This is a genomic window from Proteus sp. G2673, assembly GCF_009915125.1.
Taxonomy (GTDB): Bacteria; Pseudomonadota; Gammaproteobacteria; order Enterobacterales; family Enterobacteriaceae; genus Proteus; species Proteus penneri.
The window spans coordinates 225,875-246,387 of record NZ_JAABLT010000018.1 but is presented as its reverse complement, the minus strand read 5'-3'; the positions used below and the strand labels follow the sequence as shown (position 1 = coordinate 246,387).

Below are 20,513 nucleotides of genomic sequence, written 5' to 3'. Positions count from 1 at the left end.
TGTTATTATTTAAGAATATCGAGCTGTTCCCAAATAGTATCGACTCGTTGCTTAACTTCATCAGACATCACAATAGGTCTACCCCATTCTCTATCTGTCTCACCAGGCCATTTGTTGGTCGCATCAAGACCCATTTTTGATCCTAATCCTGAAACAGGTGAAGCGAAGTCGAGATAATCAATAGGCGTATTTTCCATCATAATGGTATCTCTCGCAGGGTCCATTCTGGTCGTGATTGCCCAAATCACGTCTTTCCAATCTCTTGCATTGACATCATCATCGCAAACAATCACAAATTTTGTGTACATAAATTGCCGTAAGTAAGACCAAACACCCATCATTACGCGTTTAGCATGACCCGCATACTGTTTCTTCATTGTCACAACGGCTAAACGGTAAGAACATCCTTCAGGGGGTAAATAAAAATCTACAATCTCAGGAAACTGTTTTTGTAATATCGGAACAAGCACTTCATTCAATGCAACACCTAATACTGCGGGCTCATCAGGTGGGCGCCCTGTATAGGTGGAGTGATAAATTGCATCTTTACGGCGCGTTAAATGCGTAATGGTAAACACAGGAAAAGAGTCAATCTCATTATAATATCCTGTGTGATCGCCATATGGCCCTTCTGGGGCTAATTCGCCTGGTTCAATGTAACCTTCAAGGATAATCTCAGCACTTGCTGGCACTTCAAGATCATTGGATAGGCATTTTACAACTTCTGATTTATTACCCCGCAATAATCCAGCAAATGCATATTCAGATAATGTATCGGGTACTGGTGTTACGGCACCTAAAATAGTAGCAGGATCAGCTCCTAATGCCACAGATACAGGAAATCGCTCACCGGGATGTTTTTGACACCATTCTTGAAAATCTAACGCACCACCACGATGCGATAACCAGCGCATAATCACTTTATTTTTACCCAGCACTTGCTGGCGATAAATACCCAGATTTTGGCGCTCTTTTAATGGGCCACGAGTCACCGTTAATCCCCAAGTAATCAAAGGTGCTGCATCTTCAGGCCAACAATGCATAACGGGGATCTTTGTTAAATCAACATCATCACCCGTTAAAACGACTTCCTGACAAGGTGCTTTACTTAAGCGTTTTGTTGGCATATTTAAAACTTGCTTAAATTTAGGTAACTTATCGAAGAGATCACGAAAACCTTTCGGAGGATCAGGCTCTTTTAGAAAAGCTAATAACTTTCCAACTTCGTGTAAGGCTTTAACATCATCTTGCCCCATTCCCATTGCCACACGCTCAGGTGTGCCAAATAAGTTACAAAGCACTGGCATATCATACCCTTTAGGATTTTCAAACAACAGTGCTGGCCCACCGGCACGTAAAGTTCTGTCCGCTATTTCGGTCATTTCAAGGTAGGGATCTATTTCATAGGTGATACGTTTTAATTCACCTTTTTCTTCTAGTAATGAAAGGAAATCTCTTAAATCGCGGTATTTCATCATAATCTTACGAGCCAGTGAGTGAAAGAAAAGAGGGACAATGCCCTCTTTGAGACGCTATAAGCTAAACGCATAACTCACTAAAATGCAATGCTTTTTATTTAGTAGCGTTCACGATACTTATAAACAGCGGAATGGAACCCACTCTGAAAGTAATTTTGTATCAAACTGTTCAGGGAATGTTTTTCCATGTTGGAAGATTTTGAAACCTTCATTTTTAGCGCTGTAATAATGTAATTCTTCACCTTGAATATGTAAGTAACTACCTTCACGGATAGCCACAACAATCTCTTCAGGGTTAATAGCACAAAACTCGGCAATACGCTCATCGCGTGTTTCACCCATATGGCCACTAATAGAAGCATCAATATAATGTGGGTTAATTTGAACAGGGAATAAACCAAGCGATGGCATAATAACAGAGGAACGTACTGGCATATCATTAGTGGTACGAATTGTCGGGGTTGCAACGTTACAACCTGCACTCCAACCAATATAAGGAATATTACGTTCACGGACAGCTCGTTGAATAGGAACAACTAATCCTTTTTCATGCAACATTTGGTTTAATAACCAAGTATTACCACCGCTAACTAAAATACATTCCGCATTATTGATTGCATCAACTTCCGAATCGAAATGCTCAATACAAGTCACTTCAATACCTAACACTTCTGATAAATCACGAGCACGTTGGTCATGATCAGAACGAATAACAGCATAGGCAATTAATACAGCAGAACGAATACCACGTTTTTTGATCATGCTATCGATATTATCTTTTGCATAACTTAACCAACGTGGATCCCCGGCAATTTTTCCGTTACTTAATAAAAAAACTTCCATTACAGAACCTCTTTATAATTATGAATAGAATTCTAAGATAATTATCTTGAAAGCTTTTTCTTGTTTTTACCATCACTTTTTTGTCAACTTGTTACCTCTATCTGAGATCCAATTGAAACTAACAAAAATGACCTCTTTTATTGCGTATGAACACAGCTTTTCTATTTTTTCTAGTATAAGGTCGCGTTAAGCTATTTTTTATTTAACCTCAATAGATAGCTGTTACCTCAACGATAAATTTGCTATTATTTCGTAAATTAAAATCAACTAACTTATTGTCTCTACTATGAAAAATTGGTACTTGCTGTATTGTAAACGAGGACAAATCCCTCGTGCTATCGAACACTTAGAACGTCAGCAAGTGGGCTGTTTCACACCGTTCGTAACCATAGAAAAAATAGTAAGAGGAAAGCGCACTGCGGTAACCGAGCCTCTTTTTCCTAATTACCTTTTTATCGAGTTTGATCCTGAAGTGATCCATACCACGACCATTAACTCAACACGTGGAGTGAGCTCGTTTGTTCGCTTTGGGAAATATCCTGTCACAGTGCCTCAAGATGTGATTGATACACTGCAGATACCTCAGCTTTCTACTCTCTCTTACAGTGAAGAAAATGTACCTCATAGTGGTGATAGTGTGTTAATTACAGAGGGTATTTTTCAAGGGCTCCAAGCTATATATCAAGAGCCTGATGGTGAGGCTCGCTCAATTTTGCTTTTAAATATATTAAATAGCGAAGTGAAAAAATCAGTAAGTAATAAAGAATTTAAAAAAGAGTCCCCCTAAAAAAATTAACCCAGCTATTGCTGGGCTAATATCATATGATTTTAGAAAATTGTTTCTAAAATTATTTTTGTTGCTCTGTTTCAGCTTCCGCCTCTGCTTCTTCAGCTTCTTCTTCAGGTGTTTTTCTTCGGCCATTACCCACATAAAAACGCGATACCATGACACCAATTTCAAACAGTAAGTACATAGGTATTGCTAATAAGGTTTGAGAGAAAACATCTGGAGGTGTCAATACCATACCAACAACAAAGGCACCCACAAGAATATAAGGACGTTTTTTCTTTAACGCATCGGGTGTCGTTACACCACTCCAGCACAGTAAAATAATCGCAATAGGTACTTCAAACGCCGCACCAAACGCCATAAAGAGCGTCATCACGAAGCTGAGATACTTACTGATATCTGGAATAAAGTTAACCCCTTCTGGGGTTGTATTAACAAAGAAACCAAACGCAAGAGGGAACACAACAAAATAAGCAAACGCCATACCGAGATAGAATAATACTGTACTTGAAACAAGTAATGGCAGCATTAAGCGACGTTCGTGTTTATACAATGCTGGTGCGATGAAAGCCCATACCTGATAAAGAATAACAGGTACAGAAGCAAAAACGGATACCATGATTGTCAATTTAATCGGAGTCAAAAATGTAGAGGCAACATCTGTCGCACTCATATTTGACCCTTGTGGCAACTTATCAAGTAATGGAGCCGAGACTAATTGATAGATATCGTTAGAAAAATAAACCAGCGCTAAAAAAACCACAAGAACTGACACCAAGCTATACATCAAACGCTTGCGTAATTCTATTAAATGGCTGATCAGCGGTTGGGTATCATTTACTGCCATGTTTTAATGCTCACCATTGACCTGATCAGTTGTTTTTTTCTCTATTGTTACTGGTTGAGTAACAGGAACTTCTGTCTTTGTAACACTTTCTGCCACAGGTTTATGGCGATTAGCATCATCATTAACTTCATTAGCTTCAGCAAGTGCGGCTAAATCAGAAGGTGAAGGTTCCGTAGAGTCGGTTTTTACAGACTGCTCTTTAGTGGGATCTGGCGTTGTAGGTGCTTGATAAGTTTGTTTTAAAGACTGTGCAGCCTCTTTTAACTCATCCATAGACGCCTTCAGCTCTGGTGATAATGTTTGTAAATTCGCTTTCTCTTCAACTTTTTTCAAGCTCTCTTGGAGTTCTTGAAGTTTTAGTTCTTGAGTCAGTTCATTTTGCACATTCGCAGCCAAAGAGCGTAGCGCCCTTACCCAGCCAGCAATTGTTTTTACTGCTACGGGCAAACGTTCTGGCCCCAGAAAAACAAGACCAATCACCATGACCAATAGCAGCTGACTAAAACCAATGTCAAACACGGTTTATACCTGCTCTTTGTTTTTGCTCTCAGTTGTAGACTTCTCTTCTGTTGAAGTCTTCTGCGCTAAATTTTTAGTATCAAAATCTGCGTCGTTATTTGTTTTTTCAGCGTTGTTGGTGTCTTTATCTGCAGCTTCATCACCAATCGCTTTTTTAAAGCCTTTTACTGATGCACCTAAATCTGAGCCCAATGTGCGCAGTTTATTTGTACCAAATAATAAAACAACGATGACAGCAATGATAAGTAATTGCCAAATGCTAATACCGCCCATTTTATGTTCCTCAACTATTTTCGGGGTTATACTTAATAACAGTGCCCATTATATACAACGAATTCAATTTTCGGGAATCTCGAATTCATCTTTTAACTTGCTCAAAGACAAACTTTGATGTGTTTTTATTGTGGATTACCAGATCTAAACCAACCCAAAATCCATGCAAGAAGGCCTAAACTGATAAAAACACTGAATAATGTTTTAAAACCAGAAACAAAAAACAGGCTACCGCATAAAAACAGTGTTGTACCTATACCCAATAAAAATAGAGACTGTCTATGTTTGACTCTTTGCGAACTTATTTGTTCCGTCAATTTATCTAGCGTTAACTTCATATTTTTATGTTGCTTCAGACTATCATAAACCAGCTCAGGTATCTCTGGCATTTTTTCAATCCAGTAAGGCGCTTTACTCTTTATACCATTCACTAAAGCCGTGATACCAATTTGACTATGCAACCAATCTTCTAAAAACGGTTTTGCCGTTTTCCATAAATCCAATTGTGGATATAACTGACGCCCAAGCCCTTCAACATAAAGCAATGTTTTTTGAAGTAAAACTAACTGCGGTTGTACTTCCATATTGAAACGACGTGCAGTATTAAACAGATTAAGTAACACATGTCCAAATGAGATCTCAGACAGAGGTTTTTCAAAAATCGGTTCACATACCGTGCGGATCGCAAATTCAAAATCTTCTACATTGGTATCTGCTGGTACCCAGCCTGAATCAACATGTAATTCTGCAACTTTTCGATAATCACGGTTAAAGAAAGCTAAAAAGTTTTCAGCTAAATAGCGTTTATCTTCTTTATTTAATGAGCCAACGATACCGCAATCAATGCCGATATAATATGGATTCTCAGGGTGATCATAACTAATAAACACATTACCTGGATGCATATCAGCATGGAAAAAACTGTCTCTAAACACCTGAGTAAAAAAGACTTTTACACCTCGCTCCGCAAGAAGTTTCATATTCGTCTTTTGTGCATTCAACGCTTCAATGTCAGAAACGGGAATACCATAAATACGCTCCATGACCATCACGTTTTCATGACAATAATCTGAATACACTTCAGGAATATACAACATCGAGCTATTTTCAAAATTACGACGTAGCTGAATAGCATTTGCAGCTTCACGCAGTAAATTTAGCTCATCAAGTAATGTTTTTTCATATTCGCGGATCACCTCTTTTGGTCGTAAACGACGACCATCAGGTAAAAACGGTAATAAGTTTGCCAAGCGATACATCAAACGGATATCCGCTTTAATCACTGGTTGAATATCGGGACGAATAACCTTGAGTACCACTTCTTTGCCGTTTTCTTTTAATTTTGCAGTGTGAACCTGCGCTATAGAAGCAGAAGCCAATGGGGTTTCATCAAAATCATCAAACCATTGGTCAATAGGGCCACCAAATGATTTTTCAATATATTGTCGTGCTTTCTTACCATCAAAAGGAGCAACTTTGTCTTGCAATAAAGCGAGTTGGTCAGCAATTTGAGGAGGAAAGAGATCACGTCGAGTTGATAACATTTGACCTAATTTAATCCAAACAGGCCCTAATGTTTGCAATGCGAGTCGTAAGCGTTCACCTAATGGTTTTTCTGGATGTTGATTTTTGATCCAAAATAGTGCTCGGCATCCTAATCTTGCAGGTAAAGTAATTCGATGCTTAGGAATTAACTCATCAAGCCCATAAGATAAAAATACCTGAATAATATGATAGAGGCGCTTTAACTCACTAAGGAGCATTATTTTTTCTCCAATAAGCCTAACCGTTTTTCCAGCTCGGCAGTTTGCTGTGCAACTTCTTCTATTTCATCATAAAAATGGACGGTTTCTAATGCACTAGGTGCGGTTTTCCACTCTTCAATTAACGCGTCGCGCAAATAATCTTTTTGATGATTTAAGAGTGCAGAAAATAACTGAACGCCCTTTCCTGCAACAACAGTCAGACTTTGCGCCGCAATGTCACCAATATAAGGTGCTAAATATTGCGCAGGGTCCCACTGTGCCATATCTAATAATGCAGACCAATTTTGAACAACCTGCATATCACCATCAATAGTGATATCGCCACGATTGATTAGTTCTGACATTTTTTGACGGTCACGAAGCTTAATCAAAGTTAATAGTTTTGTTTTTATCAAACAATCAATTTCATCATCCCACTGACTTAACACATCAACTTGTTGTTCGCTAAAAACTAAGTAAATGGAACGAGGAAACTCATTGATAGAAAGCGCCAACACTTTGCCCGCAAGGCGATTGCGGGCAGGTTTAAGCACATTTTCCTGATATAAAACATGATTAAGTGCTGTCTCCATGGATGCCGTTAACAGCGGATACAGTACTTGAGAGGCAATATCATGAGAAAAAGTGGCTTTTTCCATCTCAGAATTTAAATCCTTTGTGTAATGCAACTATACCTCCAGTCATATTGGTATAGGTAACTTGATCAAATCCCGCTTCTTCCATCATACCTTTTAATGTTTCTTGGTCTGGATGCATGCGAATTGATTCAGTTAAATAACGGTAACTTTCAGCATCATTTACAATCACTTGACCAATTTTGGGTAGGATATGGAAAGAGTAAGCGTCATAAATCTTGCTTAAAGGTTCAAGTACAGGTTTAGAAAACTCCAGCACCAGCAGGCGTCCACCTGGCTTTAATACACGAAACATTGAACGTAAAGCTTTTGCTTTATCGGTCACATTACGTAAGCCAAAGGAGATAGTGATACAATCAAAATGGTTGTCAGGGAAAGGTAATTCTTCAGCATTCGCTTGTACGTAGTTAACATTACCCACAATACCGTGATCGCGTAGCTTCTCACGTCCCATTTTCAACATTGAGTCATTAATATCAGCTAAAACCACTTCCCCATTTTCACCCACAAGACGAGAGAATTTAGCCGTTAAATCACCAGTACCGCCCGCAAGATCAAGAACGCGTTGGTTACGTCTTACACCACTAGCTTCAATGGTATAACGTTTCCAAATCCGGTGAACACCAAATGACATCAAGTCATTCATTAAATCATATTTAGACGCGACAGAGTGAAAAACCCTTGCAACCATGGTTTGTTTATCATCTTTGTCAACGGTTTGGAAACCAAAATCTGTTGTTTCCTTCGTTTGTTGAGTCATATTATTTGCCCGCTAATTAATCAAAATTTAGTAAATTTAGTACTGGTCGTTTTCAGAAGTCTTTATCTCTTTATTTTATCAAATCAATCAGATGCTGATTTTTCAATGAGATCATTATCAATCGTTTTTTTTATCTCAACCCCTAAGGATTTAAAGCCTTCCGCTTGACTGATAAGATTTCCACGACCTTCAGAGAGTTTTTTCATCGCTAATAGATAGCCAGACTGCGCTTTTTGAATACTGTTTCCTAGCCCTTGCATATCATCAACGAAAAGTCTTAATTTGTCATACATTTTAGCCGCTCTGTCTGCAATTTCTTGCGCATTTTGACTTTGATATTCATATCGCCACAATGCAGCTATTGTACGCAAAGCAACAAGTAAAGTAGATGGCCCAACTAACATAATATTGTTTTTCAATGCTTCTTCTAACAAGTCAGGAGAATGACCAATTGCAACAAGATAAGCTGGCTCTATGGGTATAAACATTAAAACATAGTCTAAAGACGTTACACCCGGTAGTTTATGATAATCTTTTACACTCAATCCTTTAATATGCGCTTTAATTGAGTTCACATGCGCATAAAGCGCTTGTTTACGTTCACTATCGTTATCACTACTAAAATACTTTTCATATGCCACCAGCGACATTTTAGCGTCGATAATGACATCTCTGCCATGAGGTAAGTGCACAATAACGTCAGGTTGATAGCGACCGCCATTTTCATGGCGAATACTCACCTGCGTTTCAAACTCATGACCTTCACGTAATCCCGAAGACTCTAATATACGCGCTAATACCGTTTCACCCCAATTACCTTGGACTTTATTGTCCCCTTTTAAGGCATTTGTTAGGTTCACCGCTTCTTGTGCCATTTTGACATTTAATTGTTGAAGCTGGCGAATTTCATGAACCAAAGTATGTCGCTCTCTCGCTTCTTGCCCAAAACCATCTTGAACTTGTCGTCGAAAGCTTTCGAGTTGTTCACGAAATGGTGAAAGTAAATGTGTTAATCCTTGGCGATTTAACTCTTCAGCTTTACGCCCACTCTGTTCGAAAATACGATTAGCTAAGTTCTCAAACTGTGTAGCAAGCCGTTGTTCACTATTAATTAATAATCGCTGTTTTTCCTCTGCGGATATTCGGCTTTCTTCCCAACGAGTTGTCACTTCTCTTAATTCAGCTTCTTGAGAAGTAATAATTTCTCTCTGAGCGCGTAATTCTTGCTCTAGCTGTTCTATATGTTGTTGTAAAGATGGGATAATCACCGCCTTTTCTTGGGCGATAGCAAGCTGTGTATGATTTTCACGTAGCATGGTTTCTTTATCGGATAAACGTTGTTGGATAGACCACCAAACCAGCGCCCCCCCAACAAGTACCCCACCTAATAAACCAATGATCCCATATAACAACTGAATATCCACTAAAGTGACCTTTTTACTTTCCAGCGGGCTACGTTAAAACGCATAGATAATATTGTCTAGCAACAATTTATATCATGACTTGATTTGCGATAAAGGACGCAGTTATCCGATCCATTTCGCAAGCCATTGCAAACCAAAAGCACCAGGCGCCAAAATACCAAAAGCCCAAATCATGGCTGATGTTAAATTAGCTATTTGAAAATAACGTTGTGGCATCGCACAAATACCGGCAACTAACGGGACAATTGCACGAAAAGGTCCAAAAAATCGTCCAATAAACACCCCCCAAATCCCCCATCGATTAAAGAATTGATGACCTCTAACCAATGTTTGTGGTGAACGTGAAATTGGCCACAAATTTCTTACCCCCTCTTTATAGTGAAACCCTACCCAGTACGATACCCAATCACCAAAGAAAGCCCCTAACGCAGCAGCTAGCCAAATCGGCCAGAAAAACAGACCACTCTCACCAATTAAGGCGCCTAATCCCAATAAAATCACTGTGGCAGGAATAAGCAAAGAGATAAACGCGAGTGACTCACCAAAAGCAAGGAAAAACACGATTGGAATAGCCCAAACTTCGTGCTCTTTTACAAAAAGAGTGATGGTATGAATAATGTCTTGTACTGTCAAAATAGACGACCTTATATTCGGTTAACCTAAATAATATTAACCGAATATAAATCACTTTATTATTCGAGAAAATAATTTTGTAGGGCATCTCGGCTAGCAGCATCTAAACCGATATCTTTTTCTAGCCAAGTATCAACATTACCATAATGCTGATTAATACTGGCCAATGCTGTTTGCAGAAACTCTTCTTGTACTGAGTAAACATAGGCAAATTTATCAACAATGTTATCACTCATTGTTTTGGCATGTTCTTCTAAAAGATAAGCACGATAAGGCGCTAATGTTTCATTAGTAAGCAAGTAATCTTCCATCACCACATCTAAAGATGCACCAAGAGCAAATAACACTAAAGCAGAGCCAACACCTGTTCTGTCTTTGCCTACCGCACAGTGTTGCACAACCCCCCCTTTTTCAGGCTGCTTTAATAACATAGCTAATTGTTTGTAGGCAGGATTATTAATAGGTAATAATTTATATAGCTGAAACATAAAGGCTTTAGCATCAAATTGCTCAAGTATTTCAGGTGTCAACTTTTCAAGGTTTGCAGAAACTTCTTTGGATAATGGGTTTGCAGGAGCATGATAATATTGCGCGCCTTCCCAGACACGGTCTGGTTTATCAACGATTTCCCCACTATCACGATAATCAATGATTTGAAAAAGATTTTTGTCAATGAGCAGAGATTGGTCAGTATTGGTTAATCTATCCAGTGAGCCAGAGCGAAAGAGCATTCCGGGTTTAATAACACCACCGTTACTCAATTTTTTACCGCCTAAATCACGAAAGTTAATTCCGCCGACTAAAGGCAACACCGAAGGATGTGTTTGTAAGATATCAGTCATAATGCCTCTTCTCATTGTTGTATTGTTAAGACCCCAAAGACCTTAACAGAAATCAGTGTCTGTTAATACATTAACGTGATGAATTACCATACAAAAAAAGCCCTTAACACCAGAGTATTAAGGGCTTTTATATTTGATTAAAAAAACTTATTTCATTAAAGCACGAGCGGCTTCGATAACGATACCTAGCGCATTATTTTCAGTTTTCTTCAGTAATTCCGCATCTGGAATTTCTTGTTGAGTACGGTTTACGATAACACCCGCAACCATACCTGCACGTAAACCTTGGCTTGCACACATTGTTAGTAATGTTGCAGATTCCATTTCATAGTTCATTACGCCCATTTCTTGCCACTCTTTCATAGAGCCTTTGAAACGGCGAACAACGCGACCTGTATAGGTGTCGTAACGTTCTTGTCCTGGATAGAATGTATCTGAAGATGCAGTAACACCTACGTGAACAGTTGAGCCATTGTCTTTAGCCGCTTTATACAGTGCGTTCATACATTCAAAATCAGAAACAGCAGGGAATTCCATTGGTGCGAAATGCAAGCTTGCACCATCTAAACGAACTGCAGCAGTCGTCACAAGAATATCACCGACATTGATATGTTCTTGAATTGCACCAGTTGTACCAATACGCAAGAAAGTGCGGATACCTAGCTGTGCTAATTCTTCAACGGCGATAGAGGTAGATGGACCACCGATACCTGTTGAGCAGACAATAACAGCTTTGCCATCAATTTCGCCACGCCACGACGTGTATTCACGTAAAGAAGCCAGATGAACTGGGTTATCCATTAATTTTGCAATTTTTTCAACACGCTTCGGATCACCGGGAACAATTGCTAAAGTGGCACCCTGTAGGTCATTTTTGGTTAAACCTAAGTGAAATACATCAGACATATCGGACTCCTCAATGGGACAAAACCAATCTTCATTAAATTAAAAGCTACTGTATCAGTTTTACAGACCTTTTTAGTGACAAAAATCACTTATAAAGCACCAGATAAAGTAACAATTTCATAAAAATGTGAATACAATCACGAAAAATAGCATTAAAAATACATTCTCAGTAAATACATTATCAATATTCGCTGACTTCAATCATTAACTAAAACAAACATTCATCTCATCAGTATAGACGAGGTAAATACCTTAAGGCACATATACTCAATACAAATAAATATCCTCGCGAACATCTACTCTAAATAATTCAAGGTGTAGCTAGGCGACAAATGAATGAGTCGCTAGGAACATACAATAGTATGTGACTAGTGCGAATGAGTGCAGTCAACAACGCTACAACTTGAAGTATGACGAGTAGCTAGGAGCATACATAAGTATGTGACTACTGCGAATGAGTACAGTCAACAACGCTACAACTTGAAGTATGACGAGTAGCTAGGAGCATACATAAGTATGTGACTACTGCGAATGAATGTAGTCAACAACGCTACAACTTGAAGTATAACGAGTATAGCGCGTACACTACCCGCCCTTAAAACAAACATCTTAATGTGACACACACCTGTCACTGGAGTAAACATGAGCTTATTTAACCAAATTGCAAGCCTATTGGGTGGCGAAAAAATCAATCAATATAAAACTGTCCTCGACTGGGTTGAGTCTCAAGGTGGCATTGAAGGCTTAATAAAGCAATTTGATACAGCAGGTTTAAGTGAGCTTATTCAATCTTGGATAAGTACAAATACAAATTTACCTATCAGTGCTGAACAAATCGTAGCGGTTTTTTCATCACCTGTTATTAATGAACTTGCGTCAAAAATTAATTTAAGTGCAACTGAAGCCTCTGAAATGGCGGCACAATACCTACCTAAATTAATTGATAAAGTCACACCAGATGGCGTTGTGCCTAAAAACTTAGATTTAGTCAGTGCGGGGATGGATATTTTGAAAGCGAAAATTTTCGGTGGCTAAATAAATACGCTATTTTAATGCGTTTTCCCTTACAAGCCCCCATAAGAGAGAACGCATCATATTTTTAATCATCAAAATTGATTACAGCAAACCCTCTTCAATCAACGCTTCATGAAAACGTTGCTTCTCTTCTGGCGTTGCTTGAATACGTTCTAAAGGCACATCCAAAGCATAAGGGATATTCTGTTGTGGTGAATAAACGGCTAATACGTAGGTGTTTCCATTTTGCTCAATCACAATAGGCGGTGTTTTCTTATTCCCTGAATAAGTAATACGAATATCTTTACCCTCTAAATTAAGATGATAAGTGGCAATAAATTGCTTATTACTTACAACCACTTTCGCAGGAACAGCGATTAATTTTAAAGGCTGAGTGCCCACTGATAATAATGCTTTTCTCACTTTACTTGTCAGTATTTGACGATAAATAAAAAATATCACGCAAAAACCAAATAATCCGACAAAAATAATCGTGCTAATTAAACGAAGCCAAATATTATCTATCGCCACATCAACGGTCATTTTAGTCAGATCGTTTTCATCCGCAACGGGTTCAACCAATATATCTTTATTGCCAAAATCAAGAAAAGTAAAATTACGTGAAACCTCGTTACCTTCATACCGTAAATCAACACTACAATTAGTTAAAATAAATAGTTTTGAACGACAAGAGCCATCAACATCAGCATTAATAAATACGGGATTTTTACTAATTTGGTAATCATAAACAATATTAGGAATTTGATAAGCACTAAATACAGTCAATGCTAACATCACAATCACTAAAAATAAGGTACGGAATAGTCCACCATCGCCTCTTAGTGGAACTAATTTCAAAGGTCGAGTTGGAAAAGCATCTAATATTTTATCCGAAAGTTGAATGCTCGTTTGCACAATAATTATATCCATAAAATTAGAGAATTTTTGCAGTATAACAACTCTCTAGAATATCAATAATAAGATTTGCTCCTAGTTTTAATTAATACTCTTTTTTATTTATATAAAATTAGCCTGCTATTTGGATAGAGTGACTTTTTATCAACGTAACCATTCAAAAATAGCAGGCTAACAAGTAATTATTTTATTATGCGTTCTGACGTAAATATTTAGCAGCTTCAACCATATTTGCTAATGCTGCACGTGTTTCAGGCCAGCCTCGTGTTTTTAATCCACAATCTGGATTTACCCATAAACGCTCTGCAGGAATACGTGATTGCGCTTTTCTTAATAATCCCACAATCCACTCTACATTTGGCACGTTAGGCGAGTGAATATCATAAACACCTGGCCCAATTTCATTTGGGTAATCAAAGTGTTCAAAGGCTTCTAAAAGCTCCATATCTGAACGTGATGTCTCAATAGTAATCACATCTGCATCCAAGGCCGCGATAGATCCCATGATGTCGTTAAACTCGCAATAACACATATGCGTGTGGATTTGTGTTTCATCATCAGCAACAGCGGCACTTAATTTAAAAGCATCGACTGCCCAGTCAAGATAAGCCTGCCACTCATTACGACGTAACGGTAATCCTTCACGTAATGCTGGCTCATCAATTTGAATAATACCAATACCCGCTTTTTGTAAATCATCCACTTCATCACGCAGTGCTAACGCGATCTGTTTTGCAATGGTTTCACGCGTCACATCCTCACGAGGGAACGACCAACATAAAATTGTCACAGGGCCTGTTAACATGCCTTTGACTGGCTTTTCAGTTAATGATTGTGCGTAAGTTGCCCAATCCACGGTAATAGGGGCTGGGCGACTAATATCACCGATAATCACTGGTGGTTTTACACAACGTGAACCATAGCTTTGTACCCAGCCATTTTGCGTAAACACATAACCATCAAAATGCTCACCAAAATACTCAACCATGTCGTTACGTTCAGCTTCACCATGAACTAATACGTCGAGGCCTAGGTTTTCTTGCTCCGTTATCGCTTGCTTAATATGTTCACTGATATTTGTGCGATAAGCAGCCGTATCGATACGCCCTTTCTTAAAATCAAGGCGCACAGTACGAATTTCTGTTGTTTGTGGGAATGAGCCAATTGTGGTGGTTGGCCATAATGGCAAATTAAACCGTGCACGTTGTATTTCTGCGCGTTGGGTATAAGGTGAATTTCTTTCACTGTCTTGCGCTTCAATTGCCTGTAAACGAGCTTCAACTTTTGCATTATGTACACGGGTTGAGTGCTGACGTTGACGAATTGGTGCACTGTACTGTGCCAATTGATCATCATACTCGCCTTCGGGCGCATTTAGTGCCTTAGCCAACAAAGCGACTTCTTCACATTTCTGAACAGCAAAAGCAAACCAGCTTTTTACTTCATCATCAAGTTTCGTTTCTGCATTTAAATCAATTGGGCTATGCAGTAATGAACAGGATGTTCCGATCCACAAAGGACGTTTACCTTTGAGCGCAATCACTTGCTGATAACGTGCACTTAAATCGGCTTTCCAAACATTTCGACCATTAATGGCACCTAATGATAGCACCCAATCTTTAGGTAATACTTGATGTAAGCGCTGCAAATCATCTTGCCCTGCTGAAATATCAACATGAAGCCCATTAACAGGTAAGTTTTTAATAATATCAAGATGATGAGAAATACCATCAAAATAGGTCGTCAGCAGTAATTTAACTTGCCCCGTTAATGTTTGATAAGCTGTTTGATACGCATTTTGCCATTCAACAGGTAAATCCAGTACTAAAACCGGCTCATCAATTTGCACCCACTCAATACCTTTCTCTTTTAATGCAGAAATAACTTGTTGATAGATAGGTAAAATATCTTTCAATAGCGTTAATCTATCAAATTCAGGGCCTTTTACTTTACCTAGCCACAAGTAAGTCACTGGGCCGAGTAAAACGGGTTTTATTTTATGACCAAGAGCTAATGCTTCATCGACTTCTTCTAGTAGCTCTTTCCATGCAAAGGTAAATGACTGGCCTTGCTGAAATTCAGGCACGATATAGTGATAGTTAGTATTAAACCATTTCGTCATTTCAGATGCCGCAACAGGTTTACCTGTTGGCGCTCTACCACGAGCGACTCTAAATAGGGTATCAAGATCAAGTGAGCCATCTTCATTACGATGACGAGGTGGCACGTTGCCTAACAATAGACTTGTTCCTAATACTTGGTCATACCAAGCAAAATCACCAACAGGTAATAATTCAACACCCGCATCTGCTTGTTGTTGCCAGTGACGAGCACGAAGTTCTTTACCAACAGCGATAAGTTCTTCTTGTGAAATCTTGCCTGCCCAATAATTTTCTTGTGCTTTTTTTAGCTCTCTATCTAAGCCAATACGAGGGAAACCCAGTGTGTGATTGCGAATTGTCATAATTAAAATCCTGTTTTTAGCCGTCTAGATGTTTACACATCCATAATCTACAGGTAGTGTATAAATCACAAGCGCAAATTTTTCATCAACAACTTGAAGGTTTCTCATGATAGAAATAAAACACTTAAAAACGATATTGGCACTAAAGCACACAGGCTCTCTTGCCAATGCAGCAAATCAATTGCATCAAACACAATCTGCCCTTTCGCATCAATTCAGTGAATTAGAGCATCGTCTTGGTTATCGAATTTTTGTGCGTAAAAGCCAACCACTGCGTTTCACACCACAAGGAGATGTGTTGGTTAAATTAGCCGAAGAAGTATTGCCTATCGTTCGTAGAGCACTCGATACATGTAATGAACCTGGGAGTGTGAGTTTGAATATTGCGATTGAATGCCACAGTTGTATTCAATGGTTAACACCCGCATTACAGCAATATCGCCAGACATGGCCTGAAGTCAATGTCGATTTCCATTCGGGGGTTACGTTTGATCCACAACCTGCATTACTACAACGTGAATTAGATGTCGTGCTAACTTCTGATATTTTAGATGATGCACGTTTACACTACACGCCGCTATTTGACTATGAAGTGAAATTAGTTTTATCGCCCGATCACCCTCTTGCTAACCGCTTACATATTCAACCACAAGATTTAATTGCAGAAACCTTATTTATTTATCCTGTGCAAAGAGAACGTTTTGATGTATGGCGCCATTTTTTACAACCTGCGGGGATCACACCACATTTTAAACATGTCGATAATACGCTGTTGTTAATTCAAATGGTTGCAGCCGGTATGGGAATTGCTGCATTACCTCATTGGGCTGTTGAGAATTTTGAAAAACAAGGATTAGTAGTGACAAAAACATTAGGCGAGGGATTATGGAGCCGATTATATGCTGCTAACCGTCTTGGAGAGCAACATCAACCGGCAATTAGAGAGTTTATTCGCTTATCAGGCCAGCATGCCGTTAATAATCTTCCTTTTGTAAAACAGGTCGGCGTATCCAGCGTCGATGGATCCAAAGTGATGCAACAATCAGGCTCGCGCCTATGATGAAACTTGGCCAATTTGGATGTTGCTGCCAAATAGAAAAACTCACTAATAATCCTGCTGGAACCATCATGTTATTCATAATAGCTAAGGTTCCAGCATCAACTTGTGTGGCACCATAGTTCCACATGAAATACCCTATTCCAGAAGCGCCAATTCCTAACCAGAGTAAAACACCCCATTGTAGTGATGTTGTTGGCATTTTCTGCCAATCGGCAAAACACAATGCACCAACCAATGAAACAACAACAGCACCAAGATAAAACCAAGAAAACGCATGATGTTGTGGAATTGGATGTACTTCCATTAATCGTTTATAACCCACTTGACCAATAGCAAAGAAAATATTAGCAAGTTGCACTAATAACAATCCATACCAAAAATCATCACTTAAATGATCATAGCGAATTATTGCCGCACCTAATACTGCTAATAATGAGCTAAATGCATAACCCCAACGTAATTTCTGACGCTCTAATAAATCATAAATTAACGTAACATAAAGCGGTGTTAATACAGTAAACAGTAAAAATTCTGCGACGGTCAAATAGTTATAAGCATGGAAGACAAACAGATACATAATGCCGAGTTGGCAGGCTCCCACACTCATATAAAGCAAAATCACCTTAAAACGAATTCCCTTCCAACGTAAGAAAGGCAAGAAGACCAAAGCAGCCAAAGAAACGCGGATAAGAACAGAGAGCCAACTATCAACCTGACCCGCGAGATACTCGCCGATCAGGCTAAAAGAGGCTGCCCATAACAGTGTTGTAATAATGAGCAACCACATAATTAACTATCTTTCTCTACTAACAACGCTTCCATTAAATCCAACTCATGTAGCAATAATTGGAGTGTTTCATTACTAATTTTTCGCGTTGCTCTTAAATGGTAAAGTTCACCACGCTCCGCACGTAATGCCGTTAAACGAAAACGTCTTTCGAGATCTTCCTCTAACGCGTTATGGAGCATCTCATCTTGATCCGCAGTACGACGTCGTAAATATCCTGTAACACGAGAAGCAACTTCATTGATTTCTTCCGCATCCAACTGCTCTTCAGTACTTGCAGCTAAGCGCTCTTCCATTTTATTCAGACTGACAATTGCCACTTCTGCCATCACTTTCCGTGCATAGCGAACTTCATTTTTATCTGCTTCTTTATCAGTTGTCTTCACGCCTTTTAATAAGAAAGGAAGTGAAATGATACCCACTAAAATCGACAGTAAAATAACACCAGCAGCAATAAAGATAATTTGATAACGTCCCGGGAAAGTGCTGCCATCAGTTAAAAAGAGTGGAATAGAAAGCGCACCTGCAAGCGTAATGGCACCACGAACACCCGCAAATGACGATAACCACAACTCACGCGTTGTATAATTAGCGAAATCAAGCGGATGCTTTTTCATAAAGATCCGGCTAGTTTTCTTCATTAACCATAACCACGTAAATCGCAGGAGCAGCAGTGCAAAGTAGATAACGAAAACTGCCGCAAACAGCATCCAGACTTCAACTTCTGGGTCAAGATCTGCTTGAATAACAGAGCTAGTCCAAATAATAGGAAGCTGTAAGCCCAGCATGATAAAGACAAGGCCGTTAAAGACAAATTCAAGCATTGACCATACGCTATCAGCACGTAAGCGCATCGCAAGAGGCGCATTCCTGATAACGCCAGATTTACTGATAGTCATACCGGCGGCAACAGCCGCTAAAATACCAGAAAAACCAATATGTTCTGCAATAAGGTAAGAGGCAAAAGGTAGCAACAACATAAAAACGATTTGTGTAGCGGGGTCGTCTCCGCTCCAACGGCTCATCAATCGTAAAGATTTACTGTAAATTAAGGTGACACCAATACCTGCTAATAATCCGCCTATGGCGACTTTGAAAAATTCAAGGGTTGCACCACCCACAGTAAATACCATCGTGCCCATTGCCACAGCAACCGCAAATTTCAAGGCGACCAGACCCGAAGCATCATTCATTAGTGCTTCGCCTTCTAATATGCCCATTATTCGCTTAGGTATTCGCCCTTTACCAACGATGGAAGAGAGTGCGACCGCATCCGTTGGCGAAAGTACTGCCGCCAACGCAAATGCCGAAATAAGAGGGATACTTGGCATCATCCAATAAATCAGATAACCGATACCCACAACGGTCACCATAACTAAAACAAGCACTAGAATAAAAATCTCACGCCCATTTTGAATAAACTCTCGTGTCGGTGTTTTCCAACCATCAACAAAAAGTAAAGGTGGGATCAATAGAACGAGGAATAATTCAGGATCAAAAGTGACATGTAAACCAAACTGAGGCCATGCCAATAAAGCCCCTATCACAATCTGTATTAATGGTAACGGAACACGAAAGGGAATTAATTTTGTGATAACTCCCGAAACTGAAACCACCAGTATTAAAATCAAAATAGTAAAGAAAATTTCCATGTTACCCTTACATGCCTATTTTTATCCTGAAACCAGCCATTTCCCCTTATAAAAGGGAAACCTACCGAACGATAAAGAAACATATTATGTAAAATTCGCGCATCGTACTTTTCTTTATCAATGTATCTATGCTTATTTTAAACAGATCCCACATAGACTCTGTGAGAATATTTAAAAATTAAGATTAATCGTAGCTAACACCGCACATTGTACACAATTTATTGTTCTCTATTTATTAACGGCATTAATTCTAGAAAGCATACGTTTTTATTTCTCTTTTTCAGTCTAAGCAATGTAATAGACCGTATAAAAACGTAAAACGTTAAGTTATTAAATAAAAAATCATAGATAAATAACAATTACGATTAAATTTGAGAGCTAACGCGTAATGCTAATGATTATTCAATTGTTCTTAACATCGACATCATGACAACATCACAATATTTACCTTCTTTAAAAGCAGCTTTACGGCGTACACCTTCAACTTCAAAACCTAGTTTCTTATACAGATGCAAACCTCTTTCGTTGTCTGAATACACTTCTAATTCTAATCGTGTGGCTGCTAACCAGTTGAAAGCATAATCAATTGCTGTCTTAATAAGTAATTTACCAACACCTTTTCCTGAGTATTCAGCGCCAACACCGATACCAAAACTGACAATGTGGCGACGACGAGGATGATTATCGATTATCAGTGCTAAATGCCCCGCGACTTGATCATCAATAGTTGCAACAAAATGAGGAATATTTTGTTCTGAAAATTCAAGTAATCTTTTTTTCCACATCGTGACCGAAGGGTAAGGAAATTGGCAAGTACAAATATATAAATCAGGATGAGTATATAACTGTTGAATTGCGGCTGCGTCGTCTGGCTCACCATGGCGTATTTTTATTTCTTGCATATA

20 protein-coding genes are annotated in these 20,513 nt (G+C 38.9%); 3 read left to right on the top strand and 17 right to left on the bottom strand.

Annotated features, from left to right (window positions below; translation table 11 throughout):
* Positions 1–5 precede the first annotated feature (5 nt).
* Positions 6–1,475 (bottom strand): 4-hydroxy-3-polyprenylbenzoate decarboxylase, encoded by a 1,470-nt coding sequence (ubiD, locus tag GWI59_RS09710; protein ID WP_036914642.1) that lies wholly within the window; start codon positions 1,473–1,475, stop codon positions 6–8.
* A 120-nt stretch (positions 1,476–1,595) separates the two neighbouring features.
* On the bottom strand, positions 1,596–2,321 hold the full coding sequence (gene pepE / locus GWI59_RS09705) for a dipeptidase PepE (protein ID WP_006535545.1): 726 nt from the start codon (positions 2,319–2,321) through the stop codon (positions 1,596–1,598).
* A gap of 286 nt (positions 2,322–2,607) precedes the next feature.
* Here pepE and rfaH point away from each other — a divergent pair, with 286 nt between their 5' ends.
* Positions 2,608–3,108, top strand: coding sequence for a transcription/translation regulatory transformer protein RfaH (rfaH, locus tag GWI59_RS09700; protein ID WP_072064496.1), 501 nt, complete (start codon positions 2,608–2,610; stop codon positions 3,106–3,108).
* Positions 3,109–3,169: 61 nt separating this feature from the next.
* On the opposite strand, the gene tatC is transcribed toward rfaH, so the two are convergent.
* The 10 genes from tatC to udp all read right to left on the bottom strand — a co-directional run bounded on the left by tatC (position 3,170) and on the right by udp (position 11,716).
* Complete coding sequence (gene tatC, locus GWI59_RS09695) at positions 3,170–3,958, bottom strand: Sec-independent protein translocase subunit TatC (RefSeq protein ID WP_072064497.1); 789 nt, start codon at positions 3,956–3,958, stop codon at positions 3,170–3,172.
* A gap of 3 nt (positions 3,959–3,961) precedes the next feature.
* On the bottom strand, positions 3,962–4,477 hold the full coding sequence (gene tatB / locus GWI59_RS09690; protein ID WP_006535548.1) for a Sec-independent protein translocase protein TatB: 516 nt from the start codon (positions 4,475–4,477) through the stop codon (positions 3,962–3,964).
* Positions 4,478–4,480: 3 nt separating this feature from the next.
* Positions 4,481–4,750 (bottom strand): twin-arginine translocase TatA/TatE family subunit, encoded by a 270-nt coding sequence (gene tatA / locus GWI59_RS09685; RefSeq protein ID WP_006535549.1) that lies wholly within the window; start codon positions 4,748–4,750, stop codon positions 4,481–4,483.
* Between the two features lie 125 nt (positions 4,751–4,875).
* On the bottom strand, positions 4,876–6,513 hold the full coding sequence (gene ubiB, locus GWI59_RS09680; protein ID WP_109399589.1) for a ubiquinone biosynthesis regulatory protein kinase UbiB: 1,638 nt from the start codon (positions 6,511–6,513) through the stop codon (positions 4,876–4,878).
* Complete coding sequence (locus GWI59_RS09675) at positions 6,513–7,154, bottom strand: ubiquinone biosynthesis accessory factor UbiJ (protein WP_006535553.1); 642 nt, start codon at positions 7,152–7,154, stop codon at positions 6,513–6,515. Before GWI59_RS09675 ends, ubiB begins: the two co-directional genes overlap by 1 nt.
* Before the next feature lies 1 nt (position 7,155).
* Complete coding sequence (gene ubiE, locus GWI59_RS09670; protein ID WP_006535554.1) at positions 7,156–7,911, bottom strand: bifunctional demethylmenaquinone methyltransferase/2-methoxy-6-polyprenyl-1,4-benzoquinol methylase UbiE; 756 nt, start codon at positions 7,909–7,911, stop codon at positions 7,156–7,158.
* An 83-nt stretch (positions 7,912–7,994) separates the two neighbouring features.
* Entirely contained in the window at positions 7,995–9,335 is a 1,341-nt protein-coding gene (gene rmuC / locus GWI59_RS09665; protein ID WP_109399590.1) for a DNA recombination protein RmuC, read from the bottom strand.
* A gap of 102 nt (positions 9,336–9,437) precedes the next feature.
* A complete protein-coding gene (locus tag GWI59_RS09660) occupies positions 9,438–9,968 on the bottom strand; it encodes a DedA family protein (protein WP_072064501.1) in 531 nt (176 codons plus the stop codon).
* A 59-nt stretch (positions 9,969–10,027) separates the two neighbouring features.
* On the bottom strand, positions 10,028–10,810 hold the full coding sequence (locus GWI59_RS09655; protein WP_161671006.1) for a tyrosine-protein phosphatase: 783 nt from the start codon (positions 10,808–10,810) through the stop codon (positions 10,028–10,030).
* A 147-nt stretch (positions 10,811–10,957) separates the two neighbouring features.
* Positions 10,958–11,716 (bottom strand): uridine phosphorylase, encoded by a 759-nt coding sequence (gene udp / locus GWI59_RS09650; RefSeq protein ID WP_006535559.1) that lies wholly within the window; start codon positions 11,714–11,716, stop codon positions 10,958–10,960.
* A gap of 642 nt (positions 11,717–12,358) precedes the next feature.
* Between udp and GWI59_RS09645 the strand changes: the two genes are divergently transcribed.
* Positions 12,359–12,751: a YidB family protein gene (locus GWI59_RS09645; RefSeq protein WP_161724554.1), complete on the top strand. Its 393-nt coding sequence runs from the start codon at positions 12,359–12,361 to the stop codon at positions 12,749–12,751.
* A gap of 81 nt (positions 12,752–12,832) precedes the next feature.
* Here the strand turns inward: GWI59_RS09645 and GWI59_RS09640 are convergent, their stop codons facing one another.
* Together GWI59_RS09640 and metE are read right to left on the bottom strand one after the other, a co-directional pair.
* Positions 12,833–13,660, bottom strand: a complete 828-nt coding sequence (locus GWI59_RS09640; protein WP_006535561.1) for a hypothetical protein — start codon at positions 13,658–13,660, stop codon at positions 12,833–12,835.
* A gap of 175 nt (positions 13,661–13,835) precedes the next feature.
* Entirely contained in the window at positions 13,836–16,109 is a 2,274-nt protein-coding gene (metE, locus tag GWI59_RS09635; RefSeq protein WP_161724551.1) for a 5-methyltetrahydropteroyltriglutamate--homocysteine S-methyltransferase, read from the bottom strand.
* 106 nt (positions 16,110–16,215) lie between these two features.
* Between metE and metR the strand changes: the two genes are divergently transcribed.
* On the top strand, positions 16,216–17,169 hold the full coding sequence (gene metR / locus GWI59_RS09630) for an HTH-type transcriptional regulator MetR (protein WP_109847918.1): 954 nt from the start codon (positions 16,216–16,218) through the stop codon (positions 17,167–17,169).
* Here metR and GWI59_RS09625 read toward each other — a convergent pair.
* The 3 genes from GWI59_RS09625 to GWI59_RS09615 all read right to left on the bottom strand — a co-directional run bounded on the left by GWI59_RS09625 (position 17,084) and on the right by GWI59_RS09615 (position 20,510).
* On the bottom strand, positions 17,084–17,956 hold the full coding sequence (locus tag GWI59_RS09625; protein WP_161724549.1) for a carboxylate/amino acid/amine transporter: 873 nt from the start codon (positions 17,954–17,956) through the stop codon (positions 17,084–17,086). The two genes, metR and GWI59_RS09625, sit on opposite strands and share 86 nt — an antisense overlap.
* A gap of 2 nt (positions 17,957–17,958) precedes the next feature.
* Positions 17,959–19,608 (bottom strand): Na+/H+ antiporter, encoded by a 1,650-nt coding sequence (locus GWI59_RS09620; RefSeq protein WP_072064506.1) that lies wholly within the window; start codon positions 19,606–19,608, stop codon positions 17,959–17,961.
* A 398-nt stretch (positions 19,609–20,006) separates the two neighbouring features.
* Positions 20,007–20,510, bottom strand: a complete 504-nt coding sequence (locus tag GWI59_RS09615) for a GNAT family N-acetyltransferase (protein ID WP_006535569.1) — start codon at positions 20,508–20,510, stop codon at positions 20,007–20,009.
* Positions 20,511–20,513 lie beyond the last annotated feature (3 nt).

Excerpts from the sequence above, each read along its gene's own strand:
- metR (WP_109847918.1), top strand. The coding sequence starts at position 16,216 with ATGATAGAAATAAAACACTTAAAAACGATATTGGCACTAAAGCACACA.
- tatC (WP_072064497.1), bottom strand. The coding sequence starts at position 3,958 with ATGGCAGTAAATGATACCCAACCGCTGATCAGCCATTTAATAGAATTA.
- rfaH (WP_072064496.1), top strand. The coding sequence starts at position 2,608 with ATGAAAAATTGGTACTTGCTGTATTGTAAACGAGGACAAATCCCTCGT.
- ubiB (WP_109399589.1), bottom strand. The coding sequence starts at position 6,513 with ATGCTCCTTAGTGAGTTAAAGCGCCTCTATCATATTATTCAGGTATTT.
- udp (WP_006535559.1), bottom strand. The coding sequence starts at position 11,716 with ATGTCTGATGTATTTCACTTAGGTTTAACCAAAAATGACCTACAGGGT.
- GWI59_RS09655 (WP_161671006.1), bottom strand. The coding sequence starts at position 10,810 with ATGACTGATATCTTACAAACACATCCTTCGGTGTTGCCTTTAGTCGGC.
- GWI59_RS09620 (WP_072064506.1), bottom strand. The coding sequence starts at position 19,608 with ATGGAAATTTTCTTTACTATTTTGATTTTAATACTGGTGGTTTCAGTT.
- GWI59_RS09615 (WP_006535569.1), bottom strand. The coding sequence starts at position 20,510 with ATGCAAGAAATAAAAATACGCCATGGTGAGCCAGACGACGCAGCCGCA.
- GWI59_RS09640 (WP_006535561.1), bottom strand. The coding sequence starts at position 13,660 with ATGGATATAATTATTGTGCAAACGAGCATTCAACTTTCGGATAAAATA.
- ubiE (WP_006535554.1), bottom strand. The coding sequence starts at position 7,911 with ATGACTCAACAAACGAAGGAAACAACAGATTTTGGTTTCCAAACCGTT.
- pepE (WP_006535545.1), bottom strand. The coding sequence starts at position 2,321 with ATGGAAGTTTTTTTATTAAGTAACGGAAAAATTGCCGGGGATCCACGT.
- GWI59_RS09645 (WP_161724554.1), top strand. The coding sequence starts at position 12,359 with ATGAGCTTATTTAACCAAATTGCAAGCCTATTGGGTGGCGAAAAAATC.
- GWI59_RS09675 (WP_006535553.1), bottom strand. The coding sequence starts at position 7,154 with ATGGAAAAAGCCACTTTTTCTCATGATATTGCCTCTCAAGTACTGTAT.
- metE (WP_161724551.1), bottom strand. The coding sequence starts at position 16,109 with ATGACAATTCGCAATCACACACTGGGTTTCCCTCGTATTGGCTTAGAT.
- GWI59_RS09625 (WP_161724549.1), bottom strand. The coding sequence starts at position 17,956 with ATGTGGTTGCTCATTATTACAACACTGTTATGGGCAGCCTCTTTTAGC.
- tatA (WP_006535549.1), bottom strand. The coding sequence starts at position 4,750 with ATGGGCGGTATTAGCATTTGGCAATTACTTATCATTGCTGTCATCGTT.
- ubiD (WP_036914642.1), bottom strand. The coding sequence starts at position 1,475 with ATGAAATACCGCGATTTAAGAGATTTCCTTTCATTACTAGAAGAAAAA.